Source organism: Shewanella sediminis HAW-EB3 (assembly GCF_000018025.1).
GTDB lineage: Bacteria > Pseudomonadota > Gammaproteobacteria > Enterobacterales > Shewanellaceae > Shewanella > Shewanella sediminis.
Genome location: NC_009831.1, coordinates 3,173,210 through 3,195,134, shown reverse-complemented (window position 1 = coordinate 3,195,134; position 21,925 = coordinate 3,173,210). Strand labels below are relative to the sequence as shown.

The 21,925-nt window shown below is 45.5% G+C and carries 21 protein-coding genes; 15 read left to right on the top strand and 6 right to left on the bottom strand.

Annotated features, from left to right (window positions below; translation table 11 throughout):
* Positions 1-5 precede the first annotated feature (5 nt).
* Together SSED_RS13845 and SSED_RS25175 are read left to right on the top strand one after the other, a co-directional pair.
* Positions 6-851, top strand: a complete 846-nt coding sequence (locus SSED_RS13845) for a DNA ligase (RefSeq protein WP_012142977.1) — start codon at positions 6-8, stop codon at positions 849-851.
* 22 nt (positions 852-873) lie between these two features.
* The gene (locus tag SSED_RS25175; RefSeq protein WP_086022449.1) at positions 874-993 is read left to right on the top strand and encodes an arsenate reductase/protein-tyrosine-phosphatase family protein; all 120 of its coding nucleotides are present in this window, start codon (positions 874-876) and stop codon (positions 991-993) included.
* Between the two features lie 49 nt (positions 994-1,042).
* Here SSED_RS25175 and ylqF read toward each other — a convergent pair whose 3' ends face one another.
* Positions 1,043-1,981 carry a ribosome biogenesis GTPase YlqF gene (gene ylqF, locus SSED_RS13840; RefSeq protein ID WP_012142976.1) on the bottom strand — a complete coding sequence of 313 codons (939 nt, stop codon included), beginning with the start codon at positions 1,979-1,981 and terminating at the stop codon, positions 1,043-1,045.
* 190 nt (positions 1,982-2,171) lie between these two features.
* Positions 2,172-3,011, bottom strand: coding sequence for an isopenicillin N synthase family dioxygenase (locus SSED_RS13835; protein ID WP_041421700.1), 840 nt, complete (start codon positions 3,009-3,011; stop codon positions 2,172-2,174).
* Positions 3,012-3,330: 319 nt separating this feature from the next.
* Between SSED_RS13835 and SSED_RS13830 the strand changes: the two genes are divergently transcribed.
* Complete coding sequence (locus SSED_RS13830) at positions 3,331-4,236, top strand: bifunctional methionine sulfoxide reductase B/A protein (protein WP_012142974.1); 906 nt, start codon at positions 3,331-3,333, stop codon at positions 4,234-4,236.
* A 69-nt stretch (positions 4,237-4,305) separates the two neighbouring features.
* Here SSED_RS13830 and SSED_RS13825 read toward each other — a convergent pair whose 3' ends face one another.
* Both SSED_RS13825 and rne read right to left on the bottom strand, forming a co-directional pair.
* Positions 4,306-5,862, bottom strand: a complete 1,557-nt coding sequence (locus SSED_RS13825; RefSeq protein WP_012142973.1) for a SulP family inorganic anion transporter — start codon at positions 5,860-5,862, stop codon at positions 4,306-4,308.
* Positions 5,863-5,994: 132 nt separating this feature from the next.
* On the bottom strand, positions 5,995-9,600 hold the full coding sequence (rne, locus tag SSED_RS13820) for a ribonuclease E (RefSeq protein WP_012142972.1): 3,606 nt from the start codon (positions 9,598-9,600) through the stop codon (positions 5,995-5,997).
* Positions 9,601-10,191: 591 nt separating this feature from the next.
* Here rne and rluC point away from each other — a divergent pair.
* Together rluC and SSED_RS13810 are read left to right on the top strand one after the other, a co-directional pair.
* Positions 10,192-11,151 (top strand): 23S rRNA pseudouridine(955/2504/2580) synthase RluC, encoded by a 960-nt coding sequence (gene rluC, locus SSED_RS13815; RefSeq protein WP_041421699.1) that lies wholly within the window; start codon positions 10,192-10,194, stop codon positions 11,149-11,151.
* Complete coding sequence (locus SSED_RS13810; protein WP_012142970.1) at positions 11,148-11,798, top strand: HAD-IIIA family hydrolase; 651 nt, start codon at positions 11,148-11,150, stop codon at positions 11,796-11,798. The genes rluC and SSED_RS13810 overlap by 4 nt, the downstream gene beginning before the upstream one ends.
* A 110-nt stretch (positions 11,799-11,908) precedes the next feature.
* On the opposite strand, the gene SSED_RS13805 is transcribed toward SSED_RS13810, so the two are convergent.
* On the bottom strand, positions 11,909-13,312 hold the full coding sequence (locus tag SSED_RS13805) for a sensor domain-containing diguanylate cyclase (RefSeq protein WP_012142969.1): 1,404 nt from the start codon (positions 13,310-13,312) through the stop codon (positions 11,909-11,911).
* Between the two features lie 128 nt (positions 13,313-13,440).
* Entirely contained in the window at positions 13,441-14,031 is a 591-nt protein-coding gene (locus tag SSED_RS13800) for a Maf family protein (RefSeq protein WP_012142968.1), read from the bottom strand.
* Between the two features lie 337 nt (positions 14,032-14,368).
* Between SSED_RS13800 and yceD the strand changes: the two genes are divergently transcribed.
* From yceD to SSED_RS13750, 10 genes are all read left to right on the top strand, one after another.
* The gene (gene yceD, locus SSED_RS13795) at positions 14,369-14,893 is read left to right on the top strand and encodes a 23S rRNA accumulation protein YceD (RefSeq protein ID WP_012142967.1); all 525 of its coding nucleotides are present in this window, start codon (positions 14,369-14,371) and stop codon (positions 14,891-14,893) included.
* 17 nt (positions 14,894-14,910) lie between these two features.
* Positions 14,911-15,081, top strand: a complete 171-nt coding sequence (gene rpmF / locus SSED_RS13790) for a 50S ribosomal protein L32 (RefSeq protein ID WP_012142966.1) — start codon at positions 14,911-14,913, stop codon at positions 15,079-15,081.
* Positions 15,082-15,096: 15 nt separating this feature from the next.
* Positions 15,097-16,125, top strand: a complete 1,029-nt coding sequence (plsX, locus tag SSED_RS13785) for a phosphate acyltransferase PlsX (protein ID WP_012142965.1) — start codon at positions 15,097-15,099, stop codon at positions 16,123-16,125.
* 11 nt (positions 16,126-16,136) lie between these two features.
* The gene (locus SSED_RS13780) at positions 16,137-17,096 is read left to right on the top strand and encodes a beta-ketoacyl-ACP synthase III (protein ID WP_012142964.1); all 960 of its coding nucleotides are present in this window, start codon (positions 16,137-16,139) and stop codon (positions 17,094-17,096) included.
* 53 nt (positions 17,097-17,149) lie between these two features.
* Positions 17,150-18,076 carry an ACP S-malonyltransferase gene (fabD, locus tag SSED_RS13775; RefSeq protein ID WP_041421698.1) on the top strand — a complete coding sequence of 309 codons (927 nt, stop codon included), beginning with the start codon at positions 17,150-17,152 and terminating at the stop codon, positions 18,074-18,076.
* Positions 18,077-18,085: 9 nt separating this feature from the next.
* Positions 18,086-18,832 carry a 3-oxoacyl-ACP reductase FabG gene (gene fabG / locus SSED_RS13770; RefSeq protein WP_012142962.1) on the top strand — a complete coding sequence of 249 codons (747 nt, stop codon included), beginning with the start codon at positions 18,086-18,088 and terminating at the stop codon, positions 18,830-18,832.
* 159 nt (positions 18,833-18,991) lie between these two features.
* The gene (acpP, locus tag SSED_RS13765; protein ID WP_011496723.1) at positions 18,992-19,225 is read left to right on the top strand and encodes an acyl carrier protein; all 234 of its coding nucleotides are present in this window, start codon (positions 18,992-18,994) and stop codon (positions 19,223-19,225) included.
* 225 nt (positions 19,226-19,450) lie between these two features.
* The gene (fabF, locus tag SSED_RS13760) at positions 19,451-20,689 is read left to right on the top strand and encodes a beta-ketoacyl-ACP synthase II (protein WP_041422167.1); all 1,239 of its coding nucleotides are present in this window, start codon (positions 19,451-19,453) and stop codon (positions 20,687-20,689) included.
* 284 nt (positions 20,690-20,973) lie between these two features.
* A complete protein-coding gene (locus SSED_RS13755; RefSeq protein ID WP_012142960.1) occupies positions 20,974-21,342 on the top strand; it encodes a hypothetical protein in 369 nt (122 codons plus the stop codon).
* 96 nt (positions 21,343-21,438) lie between these two features.
* Entirely contained in the window at positions 21,439-21,921 is a 483-nt protein-coding gene (locus SSED_RS13750; RefSeq protein WP_012142959.1) for an acyl-CoA thioesterase, read from the top strand.
* Positions 21,922-21,925: the final 4 nt, after the last annotated feature.

Sequence of the window (21,925 nt, the reverse complement as noted above, 5' to 3'; positions counted from 1 at the left end):
TCAATATGTATTATTCTCAAGCATGTCGGTTGTCCATATTTCTTATTCTCATCATTTTTTCCATCGGTCTCAGTGAAGCGCATGTCAACGATATTCAGCTGGCCGTCGAAAAGCGGGCAGAGGCGCCGATCAGTGAGTACCTTGTTAGTGAAAAACTCGACGGAGTGAGAGGGTATTGGGATGGCACTCAACTGTTTACGCGTTCGGGAAGGCTGATATCTGCGCCACAGTGGTTCACTCGTGGATTCCCCGATTATGCACTCGATGGCGAATTATGGATGGGAAGAGGAACGTTTGAGCAGATTTCGTCATTAATAAGAAGTAAGCATCCCAAACAGGAACGCTGGCGCGAGGTTAAGTTTATGGTGTTTGACTTGCCATCGCATAGCCAAGTGTTTACTGAGCGATATGCTATAGCAAAAAACGAGTTAGCGAACAATTCTATCTATTTATCGGTTATAGAGCAGAAACGTTTCGACAGTGTACAAGCGCTCGATACTTGGTTTAGTCGTGTCATTGAGCAAGGTGGCGAGGGCTTGATGTTACACCACAATCAATCTCTGTATCTTAGCGGCAGAAACAGAGACGTGATAAAACTTAAGCCACTTTATGATGCCGAGGCTCGCGTGGTCGCTCATCAAGAGGGGCAAGGTAAGTTTAATGGGATGTTGGGTGCTTTAGTGGTTGAAACCCCGAGTGGGATCCGTTTTAAACTCGGTACCGGGTTTACCGTGAGTGAAAGGCGTCACCCTCCAAAGATCGGCTCTATAGTCACTTATCAATACTCAGGATTAACGCAAAAAGGTACCCCTAGGTTCGCCAGCTTTCTTCGGGTAAGATTTATGGAGTGATGACTCTTGACTGGCAGTCATAATGAAACAAATAACCTCCGTCCTCTTTGTATGTATGGGTAACATATGTCGTTCACCCACGGCTGAGGCCGTTTTAGAGCAGAGCTGTGATAACTTAATTGAGCAGATAAACAGCCAGTAAAAAGCCTCACCTATTTAATAGCTGAGGCTTGTCTGATTCATATATATGGCTATTTGTGGCGTTTACCCGCACGCTTTAATCTTTCCGCTTCCTGCTTAGCTTGTTTTTCTGCTTCTTTTTCAGCGACTAACTTAGCAACTTCTGCTTTTTCAATATCGGCCATCTCCGGAGTTTCCAGAGACAGCTGGCCAATTTTTCCTGAACGGAACTCATGTAGCACAAGCTCAGAAACTTTATGAAGGTCGATACGTCCACCGGGACGTAGCGCTCCTCTTTTACGGCCTATGGCTTCGAGAAGTTCGATATCGGTATCGGGCAACTCTTTAAGTTTATAACGCTCAGCAATCGCTTCAGGATAGGCTTGTAGAAAGTATTCAGCGGCGAACATGGCGACATCTTCATATTCCATGGCAGTGTCTTTAATGGCGCCGGTTATGGCCAGGCGATAACTACTTTTTTCATTATCGACTTTTGGCCACAAGATCCCCGGAGTGTCAGAGAGAACGATACCGTTTCTCAGGTTGATACGTTGCTGCACCTTAGTGACCGCAGGTTCATTACCTGTCTTAGCGATGGTTCTGCCTGCGAGCGTGTTGATGATGGTGGACTTACCGACGTTCGGGATCCCCATGATCATGGTGCGGATATCTTTTTCGAGTTTGTCACGGCTGGGAACAAACTTTCTGCAAAGATCCGGGATTTTCTTGACTTGAGCAGCCTGTAAAGTGGTAATCGCCATCGCCTTCACCCCCTGTTCACGCTCCAGGTATTCGATCCAACGTTGGGTGGTTTCAGGATCTGCCAAATCAGATTTATTGAGCAGCTTAATACAGGGCTTATCACCACGCAGTGTTGAAACCACAGGGTTTTCACTACTATATGGGATCCTTGCGTCGAGCACTTCAATAACCAGATCGACCTGAGGCATGACCTCTTCAATCTCTTTACGTGCCTTGTGCATATGTCCCGGGTACCACTGAATTGCCATTTTAACGCTCTGTATTAATTCTGTTAGGGGGATTTTACCTTGTTAAGGAAAAATTTCATCAATAAAAAAGCGCCAATAGGCGCTTTTGTATGCGGGCTACGAAAAGCCCAGCCCTGAACGGCTGTGAATTAAGCATAGCCATGATGTGAGTGTGGCTCCTTCTCTCTTTTTGAGAGAGAAGTTATTGGGATTAGATAACCCCGAGTTCTCTTAACCGTTCCATCAGGTAGCTGTCAGCTGTATATCTGCTGGAGAGAACGACTTCCGGTTTAGGGTGTAAAAATAGAGGCAGCGAGACTCTCGCTTTGGAGGTATCGGCGCCTTCAGGGTTTACGACTCTATGTGTAGTGGAAGGGAAATAGCCTCCGGAGGCTTCTTGCAACATGTCGCCGATATTGATGATGAGATTACCGAAATCACAAGGCACATCTAACCAATTCCCATCTTTGGTTTTTACCTGTAATCCGGGTTCATTCGCCGCCGGCAAGATCGTCAGTAAGTTAATATCTTCATGAGCCGCAGCGCGAATGGCACCGAGCTCCTCATCTCCTGACATTGCCGGATAATGTAGAACGCGCAGTAAGGTTTTATGGCTGCCTTCTATCATCTTAGGCAGGGCGATAGAGTAATTCACTGCGACATCGGCAGGCGTGTGTGTTTCAACCCACTGCAGTAACTCGGCTGCCAACTCATTTGCCCGTTGATAATAGGTTAAGATGTTTTCTCTTAGTGAATCAGGGATCCGGCCCCATGGATAAACGTGGTAATACTCCTTGATATCTTTAACGGTATGACCCTTAGCCGTTTCAGATATTTCTGAGGGGAAAAAGCCATCTTGTGTTTCCGGTTTAAACATAAAATCATGTTTCTCCGGGCTATTGAAAAATGCCTGCCACTCTTGGTAGATAGCTTCTACCAGGGATTTATCTATGGTGTGATTGGAAAGTACGCCGAAGCCGGTGTCTCGTAAGGACTGTACAAATTTTTCAGCACTATCATGTGCTTGATAGTTAATTGTTTCTAGTTTCATCTCAATTCTTCTTGTTTTATGACCCCGGCGCATTCTAACCAGCAGATGGCTAACTCGCAACTAAGTGTGATTGAAATCACGTTTTTATTGTCCGGTAATCTAGGTCAATGTTATTTGAGGGTTCAAATACTTCCATATTAATAGTTGGATAGGGGGAAACGAGGTAAAAAAGTTAAAGTGCGATTAATTCCGACTAAAATGATAAGGATTAGGTCGCTTTGGTATAGTTGTCTAGCGGGGTTGCCGGTTAGGGAAGTGAAAGGGATCATACTTATATCGGGTCTAATGAATATGATTTTTTAAGGGGGGAGATAGCGTCATGAGTAAACTAACTGAATTTGAACGGTTTGTCATCGAGGACAGAGGGACGGAACGACCTTTTAGTGGCGAATATCACCTGCATGATGCGAAGGGTGTCTATCTGTGCAAACGTTGTGATGCACCTCTGTATCTGTCTGAGAGTAAGTTTAATGCCCATTGCGGTTGGCCGGCATTTGATGATGAGGTCAAAGGGGCCGTTCAACGAGTTGTTGATAGTGACGGTATTCGCGTCGAGATCATCTGCGCGGCGTGTGGTGGCCATTTAGGTCATGTCTTTGAAGGTGAGTACTTAACGGATAAGAATGTCAGACATTGTGTCAACTCAGTGTCTTTACGTTTTAAGTCGAGCGATGAGATTAATTTGAAGTCCGAAACGAGTTTGGCGACATTCGGTGGTGGTTGTTTCTGGTGTATCGAGGCCATTTATTCTGAACTCAATGGCGTTAAAGACGTCGTTTCCGGCTACAGCGGCGGTGATGCCGAGATGGCTAACTATAAAGATGTCTGTAGTGCGTCGACAGGCCACGCCGAAGTGGTACAGATTAAATTCGAGCCTGAAACTATCAGCTTCGATGAGCTGTTGGAGGTATTTTGGATGAGTCACGATCCAACGACACTCAATCAGCAGGGCAATGACGTGGGTCCGCAATACCGCTCAGTAATCTTTGCCCATGATGCGCAGCAAGTGGATAGCGCAAACCGCATGATTGAGCGGTTAACAGAGGCCAAAGTCTGGGACAGGCCTATAGTGACAGAGGTCACCGCATTTAAGTCATTTAATCCAGCTGAGAATTACCACAAGGATTATTTTGAGCTTAATGGCGAGCAGCCATACTGCCAGATGGTTATCAAACCTAAGCTCGAAAAATTCAGACTGGCATTTGCGGATAAATTAAAGAAGTGAGCCTTGGGATATAAAAAAGGCGAGTTATTCACTCGCCTTTTTTTCACTGTCTTGCTGCCAGAAAAATTATTAATCTAATTTATCGTCGGCAATTTTGTAGTGAGGATCTTCGATAAGGTTAACTTCAACCAGATCGCCTGCCTTGTGTAGTAACTTCTTACAGTCATTACTGAGATGGCGTAGGTGCAGTTTTTTACCGTTTGAACCATAGCGCTCTGCAAGGGTATCGATGGCATCCAGTGCCGAGTGATCACATACCCGAGAATTTTGGAAATCAACAATCACATCGACAGGATCGGTATTTGAGTGGAAAAGCTCTAAAAACTCGGCGGCTGAACCAAAAAATAGTGGTCCATTAAGCTTGTATACTTTCCAACCATTAGCATCTTCGCTGATCTCTACATTGATGTGCTTCGCATGCTCCCAGGCAAAAACCAGGGCAGATACGATAACACCGACGAAAACGGCGAAAGCTAAGTCAGTAAATACGGTGACGATAGTGACCAGTATGATGACAAAAGCATCGTGTTTAGGTACTTTGCTCATCACCTTAAAGCTGGCCCATTCGAAGGTACCAAGCACAACCATAAACATCACACCGACGAGTGCTGCTAACGGGATCATTTCGATGAGTGCAGAACCGAAAAGGATAAAGGCGAGTAGGGCAAGTGCCGCAGTGATACCAGATAAACGTCCACGACCACCAGAGTTGATGTTAATCATAGACTGACCAATCATGGCACAACCACCCATGGCACCAAAGAAGCCACTGGTAATATTACCAACACCTTGGCCGATACACTCTTTGTTTCCTTTACCACGCGTGTTTGTCATCTCATCGATAACGGTCAGTGTAAGCAAAGATTCTATCAAGCCTACAGCTGCCAAGATCAGAGAGTATGGAAGAATGATGTATAGCGTTTCGAGATTAAATGCAACGGCAGGAATAGAGAAGCTAGGTAGACTTCCGGCAATGGTCGCATTTTCATCACCACTCATGGATTTCAGGAAATCTAAAACGGTGCGGGTATCAAGCTCTAAAAACACGACCATTAAGGTGACTGTCACGATTGCTGCCAACGAAGAGGGGATGGCAGTGGTGAGCTTTGGTAAAAACTGAATAATCGCCATCGTTAACAGTACAAGGCCCATCATCAGCATTAACTGGCCTTGAGGCAACCAGGTTAATACACCATCCGCGTCAGGTACCTTAAATTGCCCAAGTTGGGCAAGAAAAATAACAATCGCCAGTCCGTTAACAAAACCGATCATCACAGGGTAAGGAACGATTCGAATGAACTTACCTAATTTCAGTAGACCAAAGGAGACTTGAATGAGGCCGGCCAGAACGACTGCGGCAAAGAGGTATTGCACTCCGTGTTCAGCGACCAAAGCAACCATAACAACAGCCATAGCGCCCGTAGCACCCGAGATCATACCTGGACGACCGCCAATAAGCGCAGTGATAAGCCCCATAATAAAGGCGGCATATAAGCCCACCATAGGCTCAACACCTGCGACGAAAGCGAATGCAACGGCTTCAGGAATAAGTGCAAGTGCCACAGTTAAGCCCGATAGAAGATCGGCTTTGCTGCTGGAAGTTTTGTGACGAATGAGATCGAACATTTAGCCTCTGTTGTAATTTTGTTGATTTAGATTGAATTGCGGCCGCGCATACTAACAAATAATCCGCAGTAAGAAAATGAAAAAGCCATGCTGTGATGCATGGCTTTCTCGTTAATACAGCTTAACTATAGGTTATGGTTTAGCCATTTCCGAGTTTGCTGTATTGGCCGTTCTGGATTTTTCGCTAGGTGCAGTAGATTCTGAGGTGGCATATTGACGCCCTGAAGGCGTCGCAATATTTTCTCGGTTTTCTACAACAGGCTTAGTCATATCAGAGGTGACCATAGTGCCGAATCGACTTGAGCTTACAGATTTTGCTTTTGGAGCTTTTTGAATCTGTGGAGCTATCTCTGTCGGAGTCGATACTTGCGTTTCAACAGGCGCTTCAGCTTTAACAGGAGCTTCAGCTTTAACAACAGTCTCTGCTTTTACAGGAGCGGCAGGTTTAGCTGGTGCTGCAGCGGCTACAGATGCTTTGGTTTTAGCTGGCACTTCTGTTTCAACTGGAGCGGCAGGTTTAGCTGGTGCTGTAGCGGCTACAGACGCTTTGGCTTTAGCTGGCACTTCTGTTTCAACAGGAGCTTCAGCTTTAACTGGTGCGGCTGGCTTAGCAGGTGCAGCTGCAGCAACAGATGCTTTAGCTTTCACAGGGGCTTCTGCTTTTACTGAAGCCTCAACTTTCGCTGGCGCGACGGGTTTAGCTGGCGCCGCTGTGGCAACTGATGCTTCAGTTTTCACAGGGGCTTCTGCTTTCACCTGTACTGCTGGTTTAGCTGGCGCTGCTGCGGCAACTGATGCTTCAGTTTTCACCTGGGTCTCAGCTTTCACCGGTGTGGCTGGTTTAGCAGGTGCCGCTGAGGCAACAGATGCTTCAGCTTTAACCGGAGCGGCAGGCTTTGCGGGTGCAGCCATGGCTTCAGATTTTACCGCTGTTTTCGGCTTAGCTGGTGCCTGTTTTTTAGCAGGAACGGCTGGCTTTGCTGGAGCGGATGCTGCAACGGATGCCGTAGCCTCTGGCTTAGTTGACTCAGGTTTAGTCGCTTCAGACTTAACTTCAGTGTCAGCTTTTTGCGTATCTTCAGCTGGAATCTCAGGTGTTTCAGGTTGAGCCGGAGTAGATACAGCGACAGAGGCGGCTTTAGTCTCGTTGGCTTGATTTTCTACTTCAGTTTCATTTGAAACGAATGCCGGAGCAGCATCAGATGAAGACTCGCCTTCGGTATCTTCATCGCGACGACGACGTTGACCAGCGGCGCGAAGATGGCGAGGGCTACGACGGCTGCGACGTTGACCTTCACGTGGCTCACGCTGCTCTTTGTCATCAGTGGCTTCAACTTCAACTTCTTCTGACGAAGAGATTTCAACCTGATCGGCGTCTGTCACAGGTGTCGTTTGAATCGAATCAACGGCTACCGGCGCAGTCTGCTCGACCTTTGCTTCAACTTTTGCTTCAAGAGTCTCAGTTTTAACTGTCTCGGTTAGCGATATGTCAGATACTTCGGCTTCAACCTGAGTTGCAGCCTGAGCCTCTTGTGTCGCTTCCTGTTGAGGTTTTGGCTTATTTGACTTTCTTGGTTGACGCTTTGGACGCGTGGTCTTCTCTTCACTTACCGCAGCTTTTACCGGAGTCTCAGCTAAAACCTGGGTCTCTTCAACTTGAGCTTGCTCATTCTCAACGCGAACCTTACGACGCATATTACGGCGTTGACGACGTTCTCTGGCAACCTCTTGCTTAGGCTGTTCTTTCGATTCGGCATCGCTTTCCTGAGCCGGACGACGAGATTTACTGTCATTGCGAGATTGACGCTTGGCTTGCTCGTCTTTCCCTCTGACTTGCTTCTCTACCTTGTCAGACTTGGCAGAATCCGCGCTCTTGTTGCGGCTATTGCGTGCGCCTTTGTCACTCGCTTGATCTTTGTCATCACGATTACGTCGATTGTCATTACGACGAGTGTTACGACGGTTATTGCGGTTCTGACTGTCGCGGTTCGACTGAGGTTTCTTTTTTGGTTCCTCTTTTTTCTCTTCAGGCTTGAATAGCGCGCTGATGGCAGAGAATAGCTTAGAGATTAAACCGGGTTCAGCATCTTTTTTGGACTCAGTTTTGACATCTTTTTTGATACTAGAAGGTTTTTCAACTTCCTTAACCGGCGCTGAGAAACCTTTCAGTGCAGGTTGAGGTGGTGCAGCACGTTCAAGTTTACGAGGCTCGTAAAGTTTTGCTTCGGGCTGGTCTAATAGCTTATAGCTGGACTCACTGATCTGATCATCTTTACGATGACGCACGACACGGTAGTCAGGGGTAGTCATGTTAGGATCTGGGATCACATAGACTTCAACATCATGACGCTGCTCTGTAATTCGAATGGCTTTACGCTTTTCGTTAAGCAGGAATGCGGCTACGTCAACTGGAACTGTAGCTTCAATTTGAGAGGTGTTCTCTTTAATTGCTTCCTCTTCCATCAAACGAAGAATAGAAAGGGCTAAAGACTCTGTCCCACGGATTGTACCTTGACCATGGCAACGAGGGCACAGGTGAGCAGCTGACTCTTCAAGAGATGGACGTAGACGCTGTCTTGACATCTCCATGAGTCCGAAGCGAGAGATACGACCCAGTTGAACTCGAGCTCTGTCATGATGCACTGCATCACGCATTCTATTTTCAACTTCACGTTGATGACGCACTGGTGTCATATCGATGAAATCGATAACAACCAAACCACCCAGATCACGCAGGCGTAGCTGGCGAGCAACTTCATCTGCCGCTTCTAAGTTGGTATTCAGCGCAGTCTCTTCAATGTCACCACCTTTCGTTGCTCGAGCAGAGTTGATATCGATAGAGGTTAGGGCTTCAGTAGGATCGATAACAATCGAGCCACCGGAAGGAAGACGAACTTCACGCTGGAAGGCCGATTCGATCTGTGTTTCGATCTGGAAATGAGTGAATAGTGGCACTTCAGCATCATATTGCTTGATGCGATCGACAAAGTCTGGACGTACCAAAGCAACATGCTGTTTGGCATCTTCAAAAATACGCGGGTGATCGATAAGTACTTCACCAACATCACGACGAAGGTAGTCACGAATCGCACGTACGATGACGTTACTTTCCTGATGGATCAGGAAAGGAGCCGGACGGCCTTCAGACGCTTCTTTAATCGCAGTCCAATGATGCTCGAGTACTTTTAGGTCCCATTTAAGTTCGGCTGAATCTTTTCCTACACCTGCAGTACGGACAATTAAACCCATACCTTGAGGTACTTCAAGTTCAGACATAGCCGCTTTAAGTTCGGTACGCTCATCACCTTCGATTCGACGGGAGATACCACCGGCACGAGGGTTATTTGGCATAAGAACCAGGTAAGAACCCGCCAAGCTGATAAAAGTAGTTAACGCGGCACCTTTGTTGCCTCGCTCTTCTTTATCAATCTGAACAATAACCTCTTGACCCTCTTTAACCACCTCTTTGATGTTGGGGCGGCCTTGGAAAGAGTATCCTTTTGGAAAGTATTCTCTGGCAATCTCTTTTAATGGAAGGAAACCGTGACGATCGGCACCATAGTCAACAAAAGCAGCTTCGAGAGAGGGTTCTACGCGGGTAATTTTACCTTTGTAAATGTTCGCTTTTTTCTGTTCGTGACCAGGACTTTCAATATCAAGATCGTACAGTTGTTGCCCATCAACAAGGGCAACGCGCAACTCTTCAGATTGAGTTGCATTAATTAACATCCGTTTCATTATGACGTAATTCTTCTAAAATAAGGTCATCAAACGATTTTTTCGGTGCATTACGGGCCTAGCATTATTAACAAGACCTCACGGTCGGTGTCTAGGCAAGGTGCGCATTTCTGTAAGACGCATTCGCTGCGTGTCGCATCCATTTATGGCTTATTTTTTAATATTTACAAAAACAAGGAATTCGTTGTAAAACGTCAACCAACCCCATAAATTATTCAGTACTTTCCGGTAATGCCAAAATCGAATTAGTGTGCGTCTGATGATAAGTTAAAATTAAACTTCGAATTTTGGGTGCGTTTTGTAGAGAAACCACCTTGTAATGTGGCTTTTCCTATTTGTTTAGTCGTTAAAACTCATTTTCGGTTTTATATTAATAAAACGACTTGCAAATCAATTATTTGCGACAAATGAAAAAGGCTTTTAGTCTCTACTTCTTGCACTAGTGATGGAGGATTTGTGAACACTTTATTCACTGATTATCCCCAACCGCCGATGAAATATAGCAATAATCAATAAAATCAGCAAATGGAAAGACACAATATTCTTGTAACTTGATGTACAATACGCTTCCTGATGTACAAAAGGCGCGCCATGAATACCGAAGCACCCAAATCTAAAGTCCAGCTGGTCACAATCGACGAAGATAATGTTGGACAACGTATAGACAATTTCCTACTGACAAAACTAAAAGGTGTGCCTAAAAGCATGATCTATCGGATCGTGCGTAAAGGCGAGGTCAGGGTTAATAAAAAACGAATTAAGCCTGAGTATAAGTTACAAGATGGCGATATTGTTCGGGTGCCACCAGTGCGCATGGCCGATAAAGAGGAGCGACCGGGTCCTTCAGCAAAACTGAGTAAAGTGTCTCAATTAGAAGACCGTATTTTATTTGAAGATAAACACCTCATTGTCTTGAATAAGCCTGCAGGGCTTGCCGTTCACGGTGGAAGCGGTGTCGATTTCGGCATTATCGAAGCCATGCGTTCGCTTCGGCCTACTCAGAAGTTCCTGGAGCTGGCACATCGCTTAGACAAAGATACCTCTGGGGTATTACTTATTGCAAAGAAGCGTAGCGCACTGCGACATCTACACGATCAGCTTCGTTTTAAGAAGATGCAAAAAGATTATCAGGCTCTGGTTAAAGGGACTTGGCAAGCTCGGGATAAGGCCATTAAAGCACCTTTGCTTAAATTAACCCTCAAATCCGGTGAGCGTATAGTCCGCGTCAATCAAGAGGGAAAAGAGTGTGAGACCCGCTTCAAGATTATTCAGCGCTATCAAGGCTCAACCTTAGTTCAGGCTAGCCCAGTGACGGGAAGAACGCATCAAATTCGTGTTCACTGCCAGTATACCGGTCATCCAATCGCTTGCGATGAAAAATACAGTGAGCAAAAGTATGATGACAGCATAAGAGCGTTGGGGCTTAATCGTTTGTTTCTGCATGCCGCACAACTTAGGTTTACTCACCCGGGAACAGAAGAGGTGATGATAGTCAAAGCGCCTTTGGATCCAGTCCTCATTAAAACATTAGATAAATTGGTCAAAGTATGAAGCAATATGAGTTGGTGATATTCGACTGGGATGGAACCTTAATGGATTCTATCGGTAAAATTGTGAATTGTATGCAACAGACGGCGCTGACACTGAATGTCTCTATGCCTTCAGAGCATGCTGTCCGGGATATCATCGGTTTATCTATGAATGAGGCGCTTAATGTTCTTCACCCCGATGGGAGTTCCGATTTCCATGGTGAGATGATTGAAGTTTATCGCCAGCAGTATCTCAAGCTCAATACAACACCTAGCCCCCTGTTCGATGGTGTCGAATCACTGCTAACTCAGCTTAATCAAATTGGCTACCAGATTGCCGTTGCGACAGGTAAAGCTAGAGCCGGTTTAAATCGGGTAATGGGTGAGACGGGTCTGGACTTTCATTTCATTGCCAGCAGATGTGCTGATGAGGCGCAGAGTAAACCTAATCCTGAGATGATTTTTCAGTTGCTTAATGAACTGAATATAGCGCCGGAAAAGGCTGTCATGATTGGTGATTCGGTACACGATCTTAATATGGCTAACAATGCCGGTATCGATGCAATTGGGGTTGATTATGGTGCTCACGGTATAGAACAGCTGCAGCAAGCGAACCCTAAGGTGATAATAAGCTCACCGTTAGAGTTACTTCAGCATCTGGGACATTAAATTTGAGGAAGAGAGATTATTTTACTTTTAATCTCTCTTCCTATTCTTCCTGGCCGGGACAGTCATTTGTTTATTCTTGAGTTGTATACCGGCCTGATAATCACACCTGTTTAGCCCAAGTCCGGATCATGGTGTGCATCTTCTTCTGTACATAAGTTACATTTAGCTTTTTTCGCGTTATACATCTCTTTGTCAGCCTTACAGATGATAGCCGATAGATCGCTATCGTCATCATCTGCAATATAACTTCCGATACTGGCGCTTACTGGCAAGTGTTGCCCATTTACTTCAATATTCATCCTTAGCTGGACTAATAATCGTTCGCTAAGCGCCTCCAGCTCTGCTTGATAGCTGGATTGTGGCAGGCCGTAGGCAAAACTTGTCAGTACAACAAATTCATCGCCTCCTATTCGAGAGATAAGCTCATTCGAGCCTGCGCAATCTTGAATGCGAGTGGCAACGTCTACGAGTACCTTGTCTCCCTGGTGGTGTCCGAATCTGTCGTTGATCTGTTTAAAACCATCCAAGTCGATATACATAACGGCTAACTGCAGTTGGCCGGCCTTTTGGGCGTTAATTTTGTGTTGAATAGCTTCGAATAACGCCCGTCTATTGGCTAATCCGGTGAGAGGGTCGTGATTGGCAAAGTGTTCTATCTCTACTTTTGCGGCATGGATCTCACTAATATCATGGGCAGAGACAATCACTCCAATGAGATCGCCACTATCACTGTAGTAGGGGTTATGGTGAACATTGAGGTACATGGGGGAGTTTTGATTAGGCGGGTGGATCCAGGTTTGTGTATTAATGGTTTCACCCGCTAATGAGCGATCCAGCAGAGGTTTTAAATGTTGACTAAATACTTCCTCTCCATGGATCTCTTCAACAGTTCTTCCTACGAACTCCTGCACGGCACGACCAAACATGGTCTCGTAGCCCTTTGAGACAACGTGATAGCGGTAATTATTATCGACAAATGACATAAATTGCTCTGAAACGGCGATCATCTGTTTATGTAAGGCAAGTTCACGGGAGATGAGCAGCCTTTTATACTCAACCCCGATCCTCTGTGCCAGCAGTCTGAAAAACTCCCGGGATTTGATGGAGTCTGCCTGAGGCTCTGTGTCCATGACTAATATGTGGCCTATGGGGGTGCCATCGTCGGCCAATATAAGCTCAGCCTGATAACTATTAGCTCCTAAATTTTTAATTAATTGAAAATTCGGAAATAGCGACTGAAGATCCTTGGGGTAAAGAATATGAGTATCGGGATATCTGAGTTGGTAAATTGTTTCGCAAGGAGAGCCTTTAAGGTCGAACTCAAAGCCGGGAATACTGTGTTTTAGATCGCAAAAGGCAACAACTTCAGCCATACCTCTGTTCTCTGAGGGTCTTCCAAAAGCAGCCCACCGACACTGCGTCACCAGTGCGAGTGCCTTTAAGGCTCGTTGGAAAAAACGCTCATCGGTACAAGGAGCCGCGAGTAGCGCTAATGCTTCTTCTATATCTGCCATCAACCATTTCCATTGAGCAGTCCTCTGCTCGAATAACTATATTGTAGTGGCTATGGTGAGATTATTCCTTGTTTGACTTTGCCGATATAAATGAGACTGAAAAGGCCCTAATTTAGCCTACTTGGCTATTAATGATGGTCCAGGACCACATAACCTTGACGAGAAAGCATATCGATGAGCGTTATCAAGGGGAGTCCGATTAATGTGTTGGGGTCTTTCCCCTCTAATTGATTAAACAAGGCAATACCTAAGCCTTCACTTTTAAAGCTACCAGCGCAGAAATATGGCTGCTCTTTCTTCAGGTAGTATTCTATTTGCGCTGTGGTTAATGCTCTAAAATGAACCCGAAATGTTTCACAGTGGGCTTCGCACTCACCGGTGGTGATATTGTGAAGTGCAATACCCGTATAGAAGGTGATCACTTGATTGGACGCTGCAGTTAACTGAGATACTGCGGCCTCATGATTTATCGGTTTGCCGACAATCTCGCCATTGATCACGGCAACCTGATCGGAGCCAATCACAAGACCTTGTGTAAATAAGTCTGCACCAACGCGGGCTTTATCCTTAGCGAGTCGAACAACATGTGCTTCCGGCGTCTCTTGTTTGAGCGGAGTTTCATCAATATCTGGTGAGCAAGTACAAAAAGGAATGCCTAGCTTAGATAGTATCTCTTTCCGATATGATGATGTTGAAGCTAAAATAATCTGAGATGGCATAAATAGTGTGTTCCTGAAGATAAGAGTTGGTATTGTCCGAGAGGTGATTTTTTCACAATAAGCTAAGATTTAGTATCGGGCTGATTTGATTCGATTGGAAGTTTAGCTTTGTTTCATGTCGAACATCACTCTCTTTTGATATTTCTACGGCTTAATATGCACAACCGCTTCTATTTTAAGCATGGGCTACTTGAGTAAATCTGGCCGCTTGGGTAAAATCTGCAATCCATCAATTTTTGTTTTTAGGGTCAGAATGTGTGGTTGATTTAGCTTCTTATTTAAAGAAGGTGAATTTTCCTTTGACTCTGAGGATTTCAAACTATAATATGCGCGCCTTATGCAAACAGTAAAGATACCGGTTTCAATTGATCCAATACGCGCTTCGGCGAGTCAGCTTTCTTATGAAGGTGTGGTTCCGCATAAGCAATTAAAACGATTAAATGAGTTAAGTGCCGGCGACTGTTCCGATGTGACAGTGTCGTTGGAATGTGGCGTAGATATACAGGGGATAGTCTACCTTAAAGGGAAGGCTGTGACGGAGCTCACTCTGAATTGTCAACGTTGCATGACGCTATTTACCACTGAGGTTACGGTCGACTTCAACTTCAGTCCCTGTGGGAATGAAGCTGAAATCGATGAGCTCCCGGATGCGTATGACCCTATTGAGTGTAATGAAATAGGCGAAGTTCGTCTGCATCAATTGATTGAAGATGAATTGATAGTCGCTATGCCTTTAATACCAATGCATGCTAACGAAAGTTGCAGGCAAGGTAGTCAAGACATAGTAGTAGGCGAGATCGAACCCGCTCAACAGGAGCGTCCAAATCCGTTTGCAGTGTTAGAAAAACTGAAGAGCAAGTAATCTAGGAGACAGGTCAAATGGCTGTACAAAAGAACAAAAAATCTCGTTCAAAGCGCGGAATGCGCCGTTCACATGATTCATTGAGCACTCCTCAATTATCAGTGGATTCAACGAGTGGTGAACTACACCTTCGTCACAACGTGACTGCGGATGGTTTCTACCGTGGTCAAAAGGTTATCAACAAGTAATTTGTTGCTACCTTTATGACTAATCTGACGCTTGCGTTAGATGCGATGGGGGGCGATTATGGTCCCCGCATCACAGTGCCTGCAGCCTTGCAGGCACTTCGTTTATATTCCTTTCTAAATTTTTATCTTGTTGGTAATAAGACAGACATTGAGAAATACCTTTCTCAGGTTGAGTCTGATGTTCTTCGACGCATTGAAATCATTCATACGACAGAAGTTGTCACCATGTCTGACCGTCCTGCACATGCGCTCAGAAACAGAAAACAAAGCTCTATGAGGCTGGCAATTGAGTTAGTCAGAGATGGCAAAGCCCAAGCCTGTCTAAGTGCCGGTAATACCGGTGCGCTGATGGCTATGTCAAAAGTGTTGCTTAAAACGCTTCCGGGTATTGACAGGCCTGCGCTTGTGAGTTGTCTACCCGCTGTTAATAAAACACCGGTTTACCTTCTCGACTTAGGTGCCAATGTCTCTTGTTGCTCTGAAACACTCTTTCAGTTTGCCGTTATGGGTTCTGTGTTATGTGAGGCTGTTGACAAGAACTGTTCGCCCAAGGTCGCTCTGCTTAATGTCGGCATTGAAGAGATCAAGGGAAATGATCAAGTACAACAAGCGGGTCAACTTTTACAACAAAGTCCACAGATCAATTATACTGGTTTCATTGAAGGGAACGATCTCTTTTCCGGCCGTGTCGATGTGATTGTTTGTGATGGCTTTGTAGGTAACATCACTTTAAAGACATCTGAAGGTATAGCTCGTTTATTGGTGCATCAATTAGAAAAGGGCCTTACCAAAGGTTTTTTTGTACGGTTAATGGCCAAAATGATCGCTCCCCGTATAAATTCTGTCCTAAATCAGATGAACCCCGACCACTACAACGGCGCAAGTTTGATAGGATTGCGCGGAATTGTAGTAAAAAGTCATGGAAGTGCCGATGAATCTGCTTATTTACAAGCAATTAGTCTAGCTGTTACAGAGGCACAACGTCGACTCCCTCAGATGATTGAAGAACGTCTCGAGTCGATTCTTTTAGACATTAATAACTGATATCTCCTTATATGCATACAAAAATTCTTGGAACTGGTAGCTATCTACCAGCGCAAGTGCGTAGCAATCAAGATCTGGAACAGATGGTTGAAACCACTGATCAGTGGATTGTTGAACGTACAGGTATTTCAGAGCGCAGAATTGCTGCCGCCGATGAGTCCGTTTCTACTATGGGCTATGAAGCTGCGGTAAAAGCACTCGAGATGGCAGGTATCGACGCCAATGAACTCGATATGATCGTGTGTGGCACGACGAGCGCCAGTAATGCGTTTCCGGCGGCGGCTTGTGAAATTCAGGCAAAGCTTGGTGTTCATACTATTCCTGCGTTTGATATCGCAGCGGCCTGCTCAGGCTTTGTTTATGCGCTTTCGGTCGCCGACCAATTCGTTAAGTCGGGTGCCGCTAAAAAGGTATTAGTGATCGGTGCGGATGTGTTATCCCGACTATGTGAGCCTGAAGATCGCAGTACCATTATCCTGTTTGGTGATGGTGCCGGTGCTGCAGTCGTTGGTGCCTCGAGCGAACCAGGTATCTTGTCTACACATATCTATGCCGATGGCAGGCAGGCTGATCTGCTGAAATGCTCTTTCCCTCCTCGAATGGGTGAAGCCACAGAGGCGGTCGGTTACATGACAATGAAAGGCAATGACGTTTTTAAAGTTGCCGTGACTCAACTGTCACAGGTTGTCACAGATACATTACGAATCAATCAGATCGATAAATCTGAAATTGACTGGTTAGTTCCGCATCAAGCCAACTTCCGAATTATTAAGGCTACGGCTAAGAAGCTCAACATGAGCTTAGATAAGGTTGTTTTAACCTTAGCTAAGCACGGTAATACCTCTGCAGCTTCGGTACCCATCGCTTTGGATGAGGCTGTCAGGGATGGCCGAATTCAGCGTGGCCAGCTGATCATGCTCGAGGCTTTCGGTGCCGGGTTTGCGTGGGGAAGTGCACTAATTCGTTTTTAACTCTTGTTTAAAACAATGAGTATTATTTTTTGAATTGTCATAGGTAATAAATGATGGAAAATTTTGCTTTTATTTTTCCAGGTCAAGGTTCTCAAGCGATTGGGATGTTGGCCGACCTTGCGTCAGAGCATCAAATCGTTGCTGACACATTTTCTCAAGCGAGTGAAGTATTAGGTTATGATCTGTGGGAACTTGTTCAACAAGGTCCAGTCGAAACGCTGAATGAAACAGATAAGACTCAGCCTGCACTGCTTACCGCGAGTGTTGCCATTTGGCGAGCCTATGAAGCTACCGGTAAGGCAATGCCTGCAGTGCTTGCCGGCCATAGCTTAGGTGAATATTCTGCACTTGTTTGTGCGGGTGTGATCGACTTTATCGATGCCGTCAAACTCGTAGAATTACGAGGTCAACTGATGCAACAAGCCGTGCCGGCAGGCAGCGGTGCTATGTTCGCAATTATCGGTTTAGATAACGAGTCTATTGCAAAGGCATGTGAAGAAGCCGCACAGGGTGAAATAGTGAGTCCTGTGAACTATAACAGTCCTGGACAAGTTGTTATTGCCGGAAGTAAAGCAGCAGTAGAAAGAGCTGCAGGCTTGTGCAAAGACAATGGTGCCAAAATGGCGGTAGCCCTTCCCGTTAGCGTACCCTCACATTGTGAATTGATGCGTCCGGCAGCAGAAAAGCTAGCGTTGGCACTTGAGGCTATCGAGTTTAAAACTCCCAAAGTAAAAGTGATCAATAACGTCGATGTTGCCAGTCCTGAAACTGCGACAGAGATCAAAGATGCCTTGGTCAGACAACTATATTGTCCTGTCAGGTGGTCTGATAGTGTGACTGATATGTCTGAAGGTGGCATCACTCATCTTTATGAGGTTGGGCCGGGTAAAGTGTTAACCGGGTTGGCAAAACGAATTAATCGATCGCTTACTGCAAAAGCGGTCAACGATGCTGCATCATTCGCTGCATTGACCGAATAGGAGATATTCATGAGTGTAAGTATAGATTTAACAGGCAAAGTGGCGCTTGTTACAGGTGCAAGCCGTGGAATTGGCCGTGCTGTTGCTGAAACGCTGGTTGCTGCAGGTGCGACAGTGGTAGGGACTGCAACGAGCGAACGTGGCGCTGCTGCTATTCAGGAATATTTGGGTGACAATGGTTTAGGCTTAGTCCTCAATGTTACCGATAGCCAGTCTGTTACGGATCTTTTTGCTCAGATAAAAGAAAAATCAGGTGATGTCAGTATTTTGGTTAACAATGCCGGCATTACTCGTGATAATTTATTGATGCGTATGAAAGAAGATGAATGGAGTGATATCATAGATACCAACCTTACATCTCTATTTCGTACCTCAAAGGCCGTTATGCGACCTATGATGAAAAAACGTAATGGTCGTATCATCAATATCGGCTCAGTCGTTGGTTCTATGGGAAATCCGGGACAAACGAATTACTGTGCTGCTAAGGCCGGTTTAATCGGTTTTACAAAATCTCTTGCAAGAGAGGTTGCATCTCGTCAAATAACAGTGAATGCTATTGCTCCTGGATTTATCCAGACAGATATGACTGATGAGCTGACGGAAGAGCAGCAACAAGGTATCATGTCTCAGGTTCCGATGGAGCGTTTAGGTCAGGCACAAGAGATCGCTAATGCCGTGGTCTTCTTGGCTTCAGACTCCGCTGCATACATCACAGGAGAAACTCTCCATGTGAATGGTGGCATGTACATGGTTTAAGTGTGATCGGTAAATAATGCGGTTAATTATTGATGATCCTCATCAAAGTGTGTTTAAATTCGTGGTTAGACCACAAAAGTTAAGCTTGCATTGTTTGCCAAATTGAATAAACTACTCTCAATCTTGCGCAAGTGCGTAATTTGAATAGGAAAGAAACTAATGAGCAACATCGAAGAACGTGTAAAGAAAATCATTATTGAGCAGCTAGGTGTTAAAGAAGAAGACGTTAAGTCTGCAGCATCTTTCGTTGACGACTTGGGTGCAGATTCTCTGGACACTGTTGAGTTGGTTATGGCTCTGGAAGAAGAGTTTGACACCGAGATCCCTGATGAAGAAGCTGAAAAGATCACTACTGTTCAAGCAGCGATCGACTACGTTTCAAAGAATCAGTAATCCTGAATTCTAGAAAACAGGCAGCATTTATGCTGCCTGTTTTTGTTTCTGGCTACTGGAATTTTTCGTTCAACTATTTCATGTTCTGAACTCCATTACTTCTCGAGTTGCTAAACTCTGTATCTTGAAGTGGTTTGGGTATATATTTTATTCCTCTGGTTAGAAATTCTCCATCGCAGCGTTAAGTCGCTGTAGTCGGTTAACTCAATGTATATAGGTGAAAGTGTGTCTAAACGTCGTGTAGTCGTAACAGGACTCGGTCTGGTCACTCCTGTAGGGAATACTGTTGATTCTTCCTGGAAAGCCCTTGTTTCAGGTAAAAGTGGTATTGCGCCGATAACTAAATTTGATGCCAGCGAGTTTTCGACTCGTTTCAGCGGCTCGGTCAAAGATTTTGATGTCGAGCAATATATGTCTAAAAAAGACGCTCGCAAGATGGATCTGTTTATCCAATATGGTATGGCCGCCGGTATTCAGGCTGTAACCGACTCTGGTCTCGATATGGATAAGCTCGATCCTGCCCGTGTGGGTACGGCTGTCGGCGCCGGAATGGGCGGTATGCCACTGATTGAAAAAGGTCATGCTGCGTTGATGAAAGGCGGGCCTCGTAAGATCTCACCTTTTTTCGTGCCAAGTACCATTATCAATATGATCTCGGGTCATCTTTCGATTAAATATGGCATGACAGGGCCTAACTTTGCCGTGACTACAGCCTGTACTACCGGTGTGCATAACATAGGTTTTGCCGCACGGACTATCGCTTATGGCGACGCCGATGTGATGGTTGCCGGTGGTGCTGAAGATGTGACTTGTCCTTTAGCCGTTGGTGGTTTCGGTTCGGCTAAGGCATTATCGACCCGCAACGATGATCCGCAAGCGGCGAGTCGCCCTTGGGACAGAGACCGTGATGGCTTCGTTATTGGTGACGGCGCTGGTGTCATGGTTATGGAAGAGTATGAGCATGCTAAGGCACGCGGAGCGACCATTTATGGTGAGCTCGTTGGTTTTGGTATGAGTGGTGATGCATTCCACATGACATCGCCTCCAGCCGATGGTGCGGGCGCTGCAGCGGCGATGGTCAATGCCATTAATGATGCAAAACTTGCAAACGAAAGTATTGGTTATATTAACGCTCATGGTACATCGACCCCTGCGGGTGATAAAGCCGAAGCGGCGGCGGTTAAATCAGTATTTGGCGATCATGCTTATAATCTACTCGTTAGCTCGACTAAATCTATGACGGGGCATCTGTTGGGTGCTGCTGGCTCTGTAGAAGCGATTATTACCTTGCTTGCACTTAAAGATCAGGTTATTCCTCCAACATTGAATTTGGATAACCCGGATGAAGGTTGTGATTTAGATTTCGTGCCTCACACCGCAAGGGATCACAAGTTTGATTACGGCCTTTGTAATTCATTTGGCTTTGGTGGCACAAACGGCTCTCTGTTGTTTAAGAAAGTATAATTGTTGATCTATACCGATTGGTATTACTCTTTGAAAAGCGCCTGTGGGCGCTTTTTTTATGCCTTTTAAACATCAGTCCTTCCTCCTCGATTAACCCTATGACAACCTTTATTAACGTTTTGGCTTTTATGGTGTAACCCTTTTACTGGTAGTCATTAACTTGCTGATAAAGCGGGAGATTAATCCATGGTAACGGTTAGATTAACCTTAGTTCATCTCTATTGGATCTTGCCTGCGATAGGCAGATAATTGCGATCTGTAACTTCGGGTTTAAGGAACCTCACGTGTTAAATCTTACTGTACTTCCCCTACTGCCGCTTGTCGGTGCGTTAACGGCAAACCTGAATGAGCTTATAAGAGGTGAGACTGTCAATGTCCACCCGAAGTTAACTATTGGAATGAAAACCTTCAGTGTTGCCGCTGCAGGCTTTGCTATCGTGTGGTTTGCCCTGCTGGTGACGGCCATTTATGCCGGAGGTGAGGCTGATAACATCGCTGGTATCGAGGTGTTGATGCTTTTCTTAGCCGGCTTCTTTATTCATTCCGGAATCCATGCCTCGCGCTTATTGAGTGAACGTGCACAGCTATGGGTTTACCGACTCTCAATTCCTTTCATTCTCGTTTCAAGTTTAATCGTTCTAAAATTTGGCTAACCGGTTAAAACAGTCATAAATCTCTTATTATACTTGTACGTCATTTACTATTTATGGCGTACACTTACTGCATCCTCCAATTGTTTTGAGATTAAAATGGCCGGTAAAGAGCGAGCGATAACCTTAAGGTTTTTGGCAGAGCCTGCTGATGTGAACTTCGGTGGTAAGGTACACGGCGGTGCGGTCATGAAGTGGATCGATTTAGCCGCTTATGCGTGCTCGGCGGGCTGGAGTGGTAAGTACTGTATCACTGCCTACGCCGGTGGGATCCGCTTCGTGAAGCCGATCCATGTGGGCAATATTGTCGAAACGACGGCGAAAGTAATCTATACGGGTCGGTCATCGATGCATCTGGGGATTGATGTGCGTGCCGGAGACCCTAAGAACTCTGAACGTCATTTGACCACTCACTGTGTTGTGATTATGGTCGCGGTTGATGATGCTGGACATCCCACCGAAGTGCCTGAGTGGGTGCCTCAAACAGATGAAGATATTAAGTTGCGTGATTCGGCCATTCGATTGATGGAGATGCGTAAAAAAATTGGTGCCGAGATGGAAGCCCATGTAAGCCAGGCTTAATTAA

Excerpts from the sequence above, each read along its gene's own strand:
- SSED_RS13845 (WP_012142977.1), top strand. The coding sequence starts at position 6 with ATGTATTATTCTCAAGCATGTCGGTTGTCCATATTTCTTATTCTCATC.
- SSED_RS25175 (WP_086022449.1), top strand. The coding sequence starts at position 874 with ATGAAACAAATAACCTCCGTCCTCTTTGTATGTATGGGTAACATATGT.
- ylqF (WP_012142976.1), bottom strand. The coding sequence starts at position 1,981 with ATGGCAATTCAGTGGTACCCGGGACATATGCACAAGGCACGTAAAGAG.
- SSED_RS13835 (WP_041421700.1), bottom strand. The coding sequence starts at position 3,011 with ATGAAACTAGAAACAATTAACTATCAAGCACATGATAGTGCTGAAAAA.
- SSED_RS13830 (WP_012142974.1), top strand. The coding sequence starts at position 3,331 with ATGAGTAAACTAACTGAATTTGAACGGTTTGTCATCGAGGACAGAGGG.
- SSED_RS13825 (WP_012142973.1), bottom strand. The coding sequence starts at position 5,862 with ATGTTCGATCTCATTCGTCACAAAACTTCCAGCAGCAAAGCCGATCTT.
- rne (WP_012142972.1), bottom strand. The coding sequence starts at position 9,600 with ATGAAACGGATGTTAATTAATGCAACTCAATCTGAAGAGTTGCGCGTT.
- rluC (WP_041421699.1), top strand. The coding sequence starts at position 10,192 with ATGAATACCGAAGCACCCAAATCTAAAGTCCAGCTGGTCACAATCGAC.
- SSED_RS13810 (WP_012142970.1), top strand. The coding sequence starts at position 11,148 with ATGAAGCAATATGAGTTGGTGATATTCGACTGGGATGGAACCTTAATG.
- SSED_RS13805 (WP_012142969.1), bottom strand. The coding sequence starts at position 13,312 with ATGGCAGATATAGAAGAAGCATTAGCGCTACTCGCGGCTCCTTGTACC.
- SSED_RS13800 (WP_012142968.1), bottom strand. The coding sequence starts at position 14,031 with ATGCCATCTCAGATTATTTTAGCTTCAACATCATCATATCGGAAAGAG.
- yceD (WP_012142967.1), top strand. The coding sequence starts at position 14,369 with ATGCAAACAGTAAAGATACCGGTTTCAATTGATCCAATACGCGCTTCG.
- rpmF (WP_012142966.1), top strand. The coding sequence starts at position 14,911 with ATGGCTGTACAAAAGAACAAAAAATCTCGTTCAAAGCGCGGAATGCGC.
- plsX (WP_012142965.1), top strand. The coding sequence starts at position 15,097 with ATGACTAATCTGACGCTTGCGTTAGATGCGATGGGGGGCGATTATGGT.
- SSED_RS13780 (WP_012142964.1), top strand. The coding sequence starts at position 16,137 with ATGCATACAAAAATTCTTGGAACTGGTAGCTATCTACCAGCGCAAGTG.
- fabD (WP_041421698.1), top strand. The coding sequence starts at position 17,150 with ATGGAAAATTTTGCTTTTATTTTTCCAGGTCAAGGTTCTCAAGCGATT.
- fabG (WP_012142962.1), top strand. The coding sequence starts at position 18,086 with ATGAGTGTAAGTATAGATTTAACAGGCAAAGTGGCGCTTGTTACAGGT.
- acpP (WP_011496723.1), top strand. The coding sequence starts at position 18,992 with ATGAGCAACATCGAAGAACGTGTAAAGAAAATCATTATTGAGCAGCTA.
- SSED_RS13750 (WP_012142959.1), top strand. The coding sequence starts at position 21,439 with ATGGCCGGTAAAGAGCGAGCGATAACCTTAAGGTTTTTGGCAGAGCCT.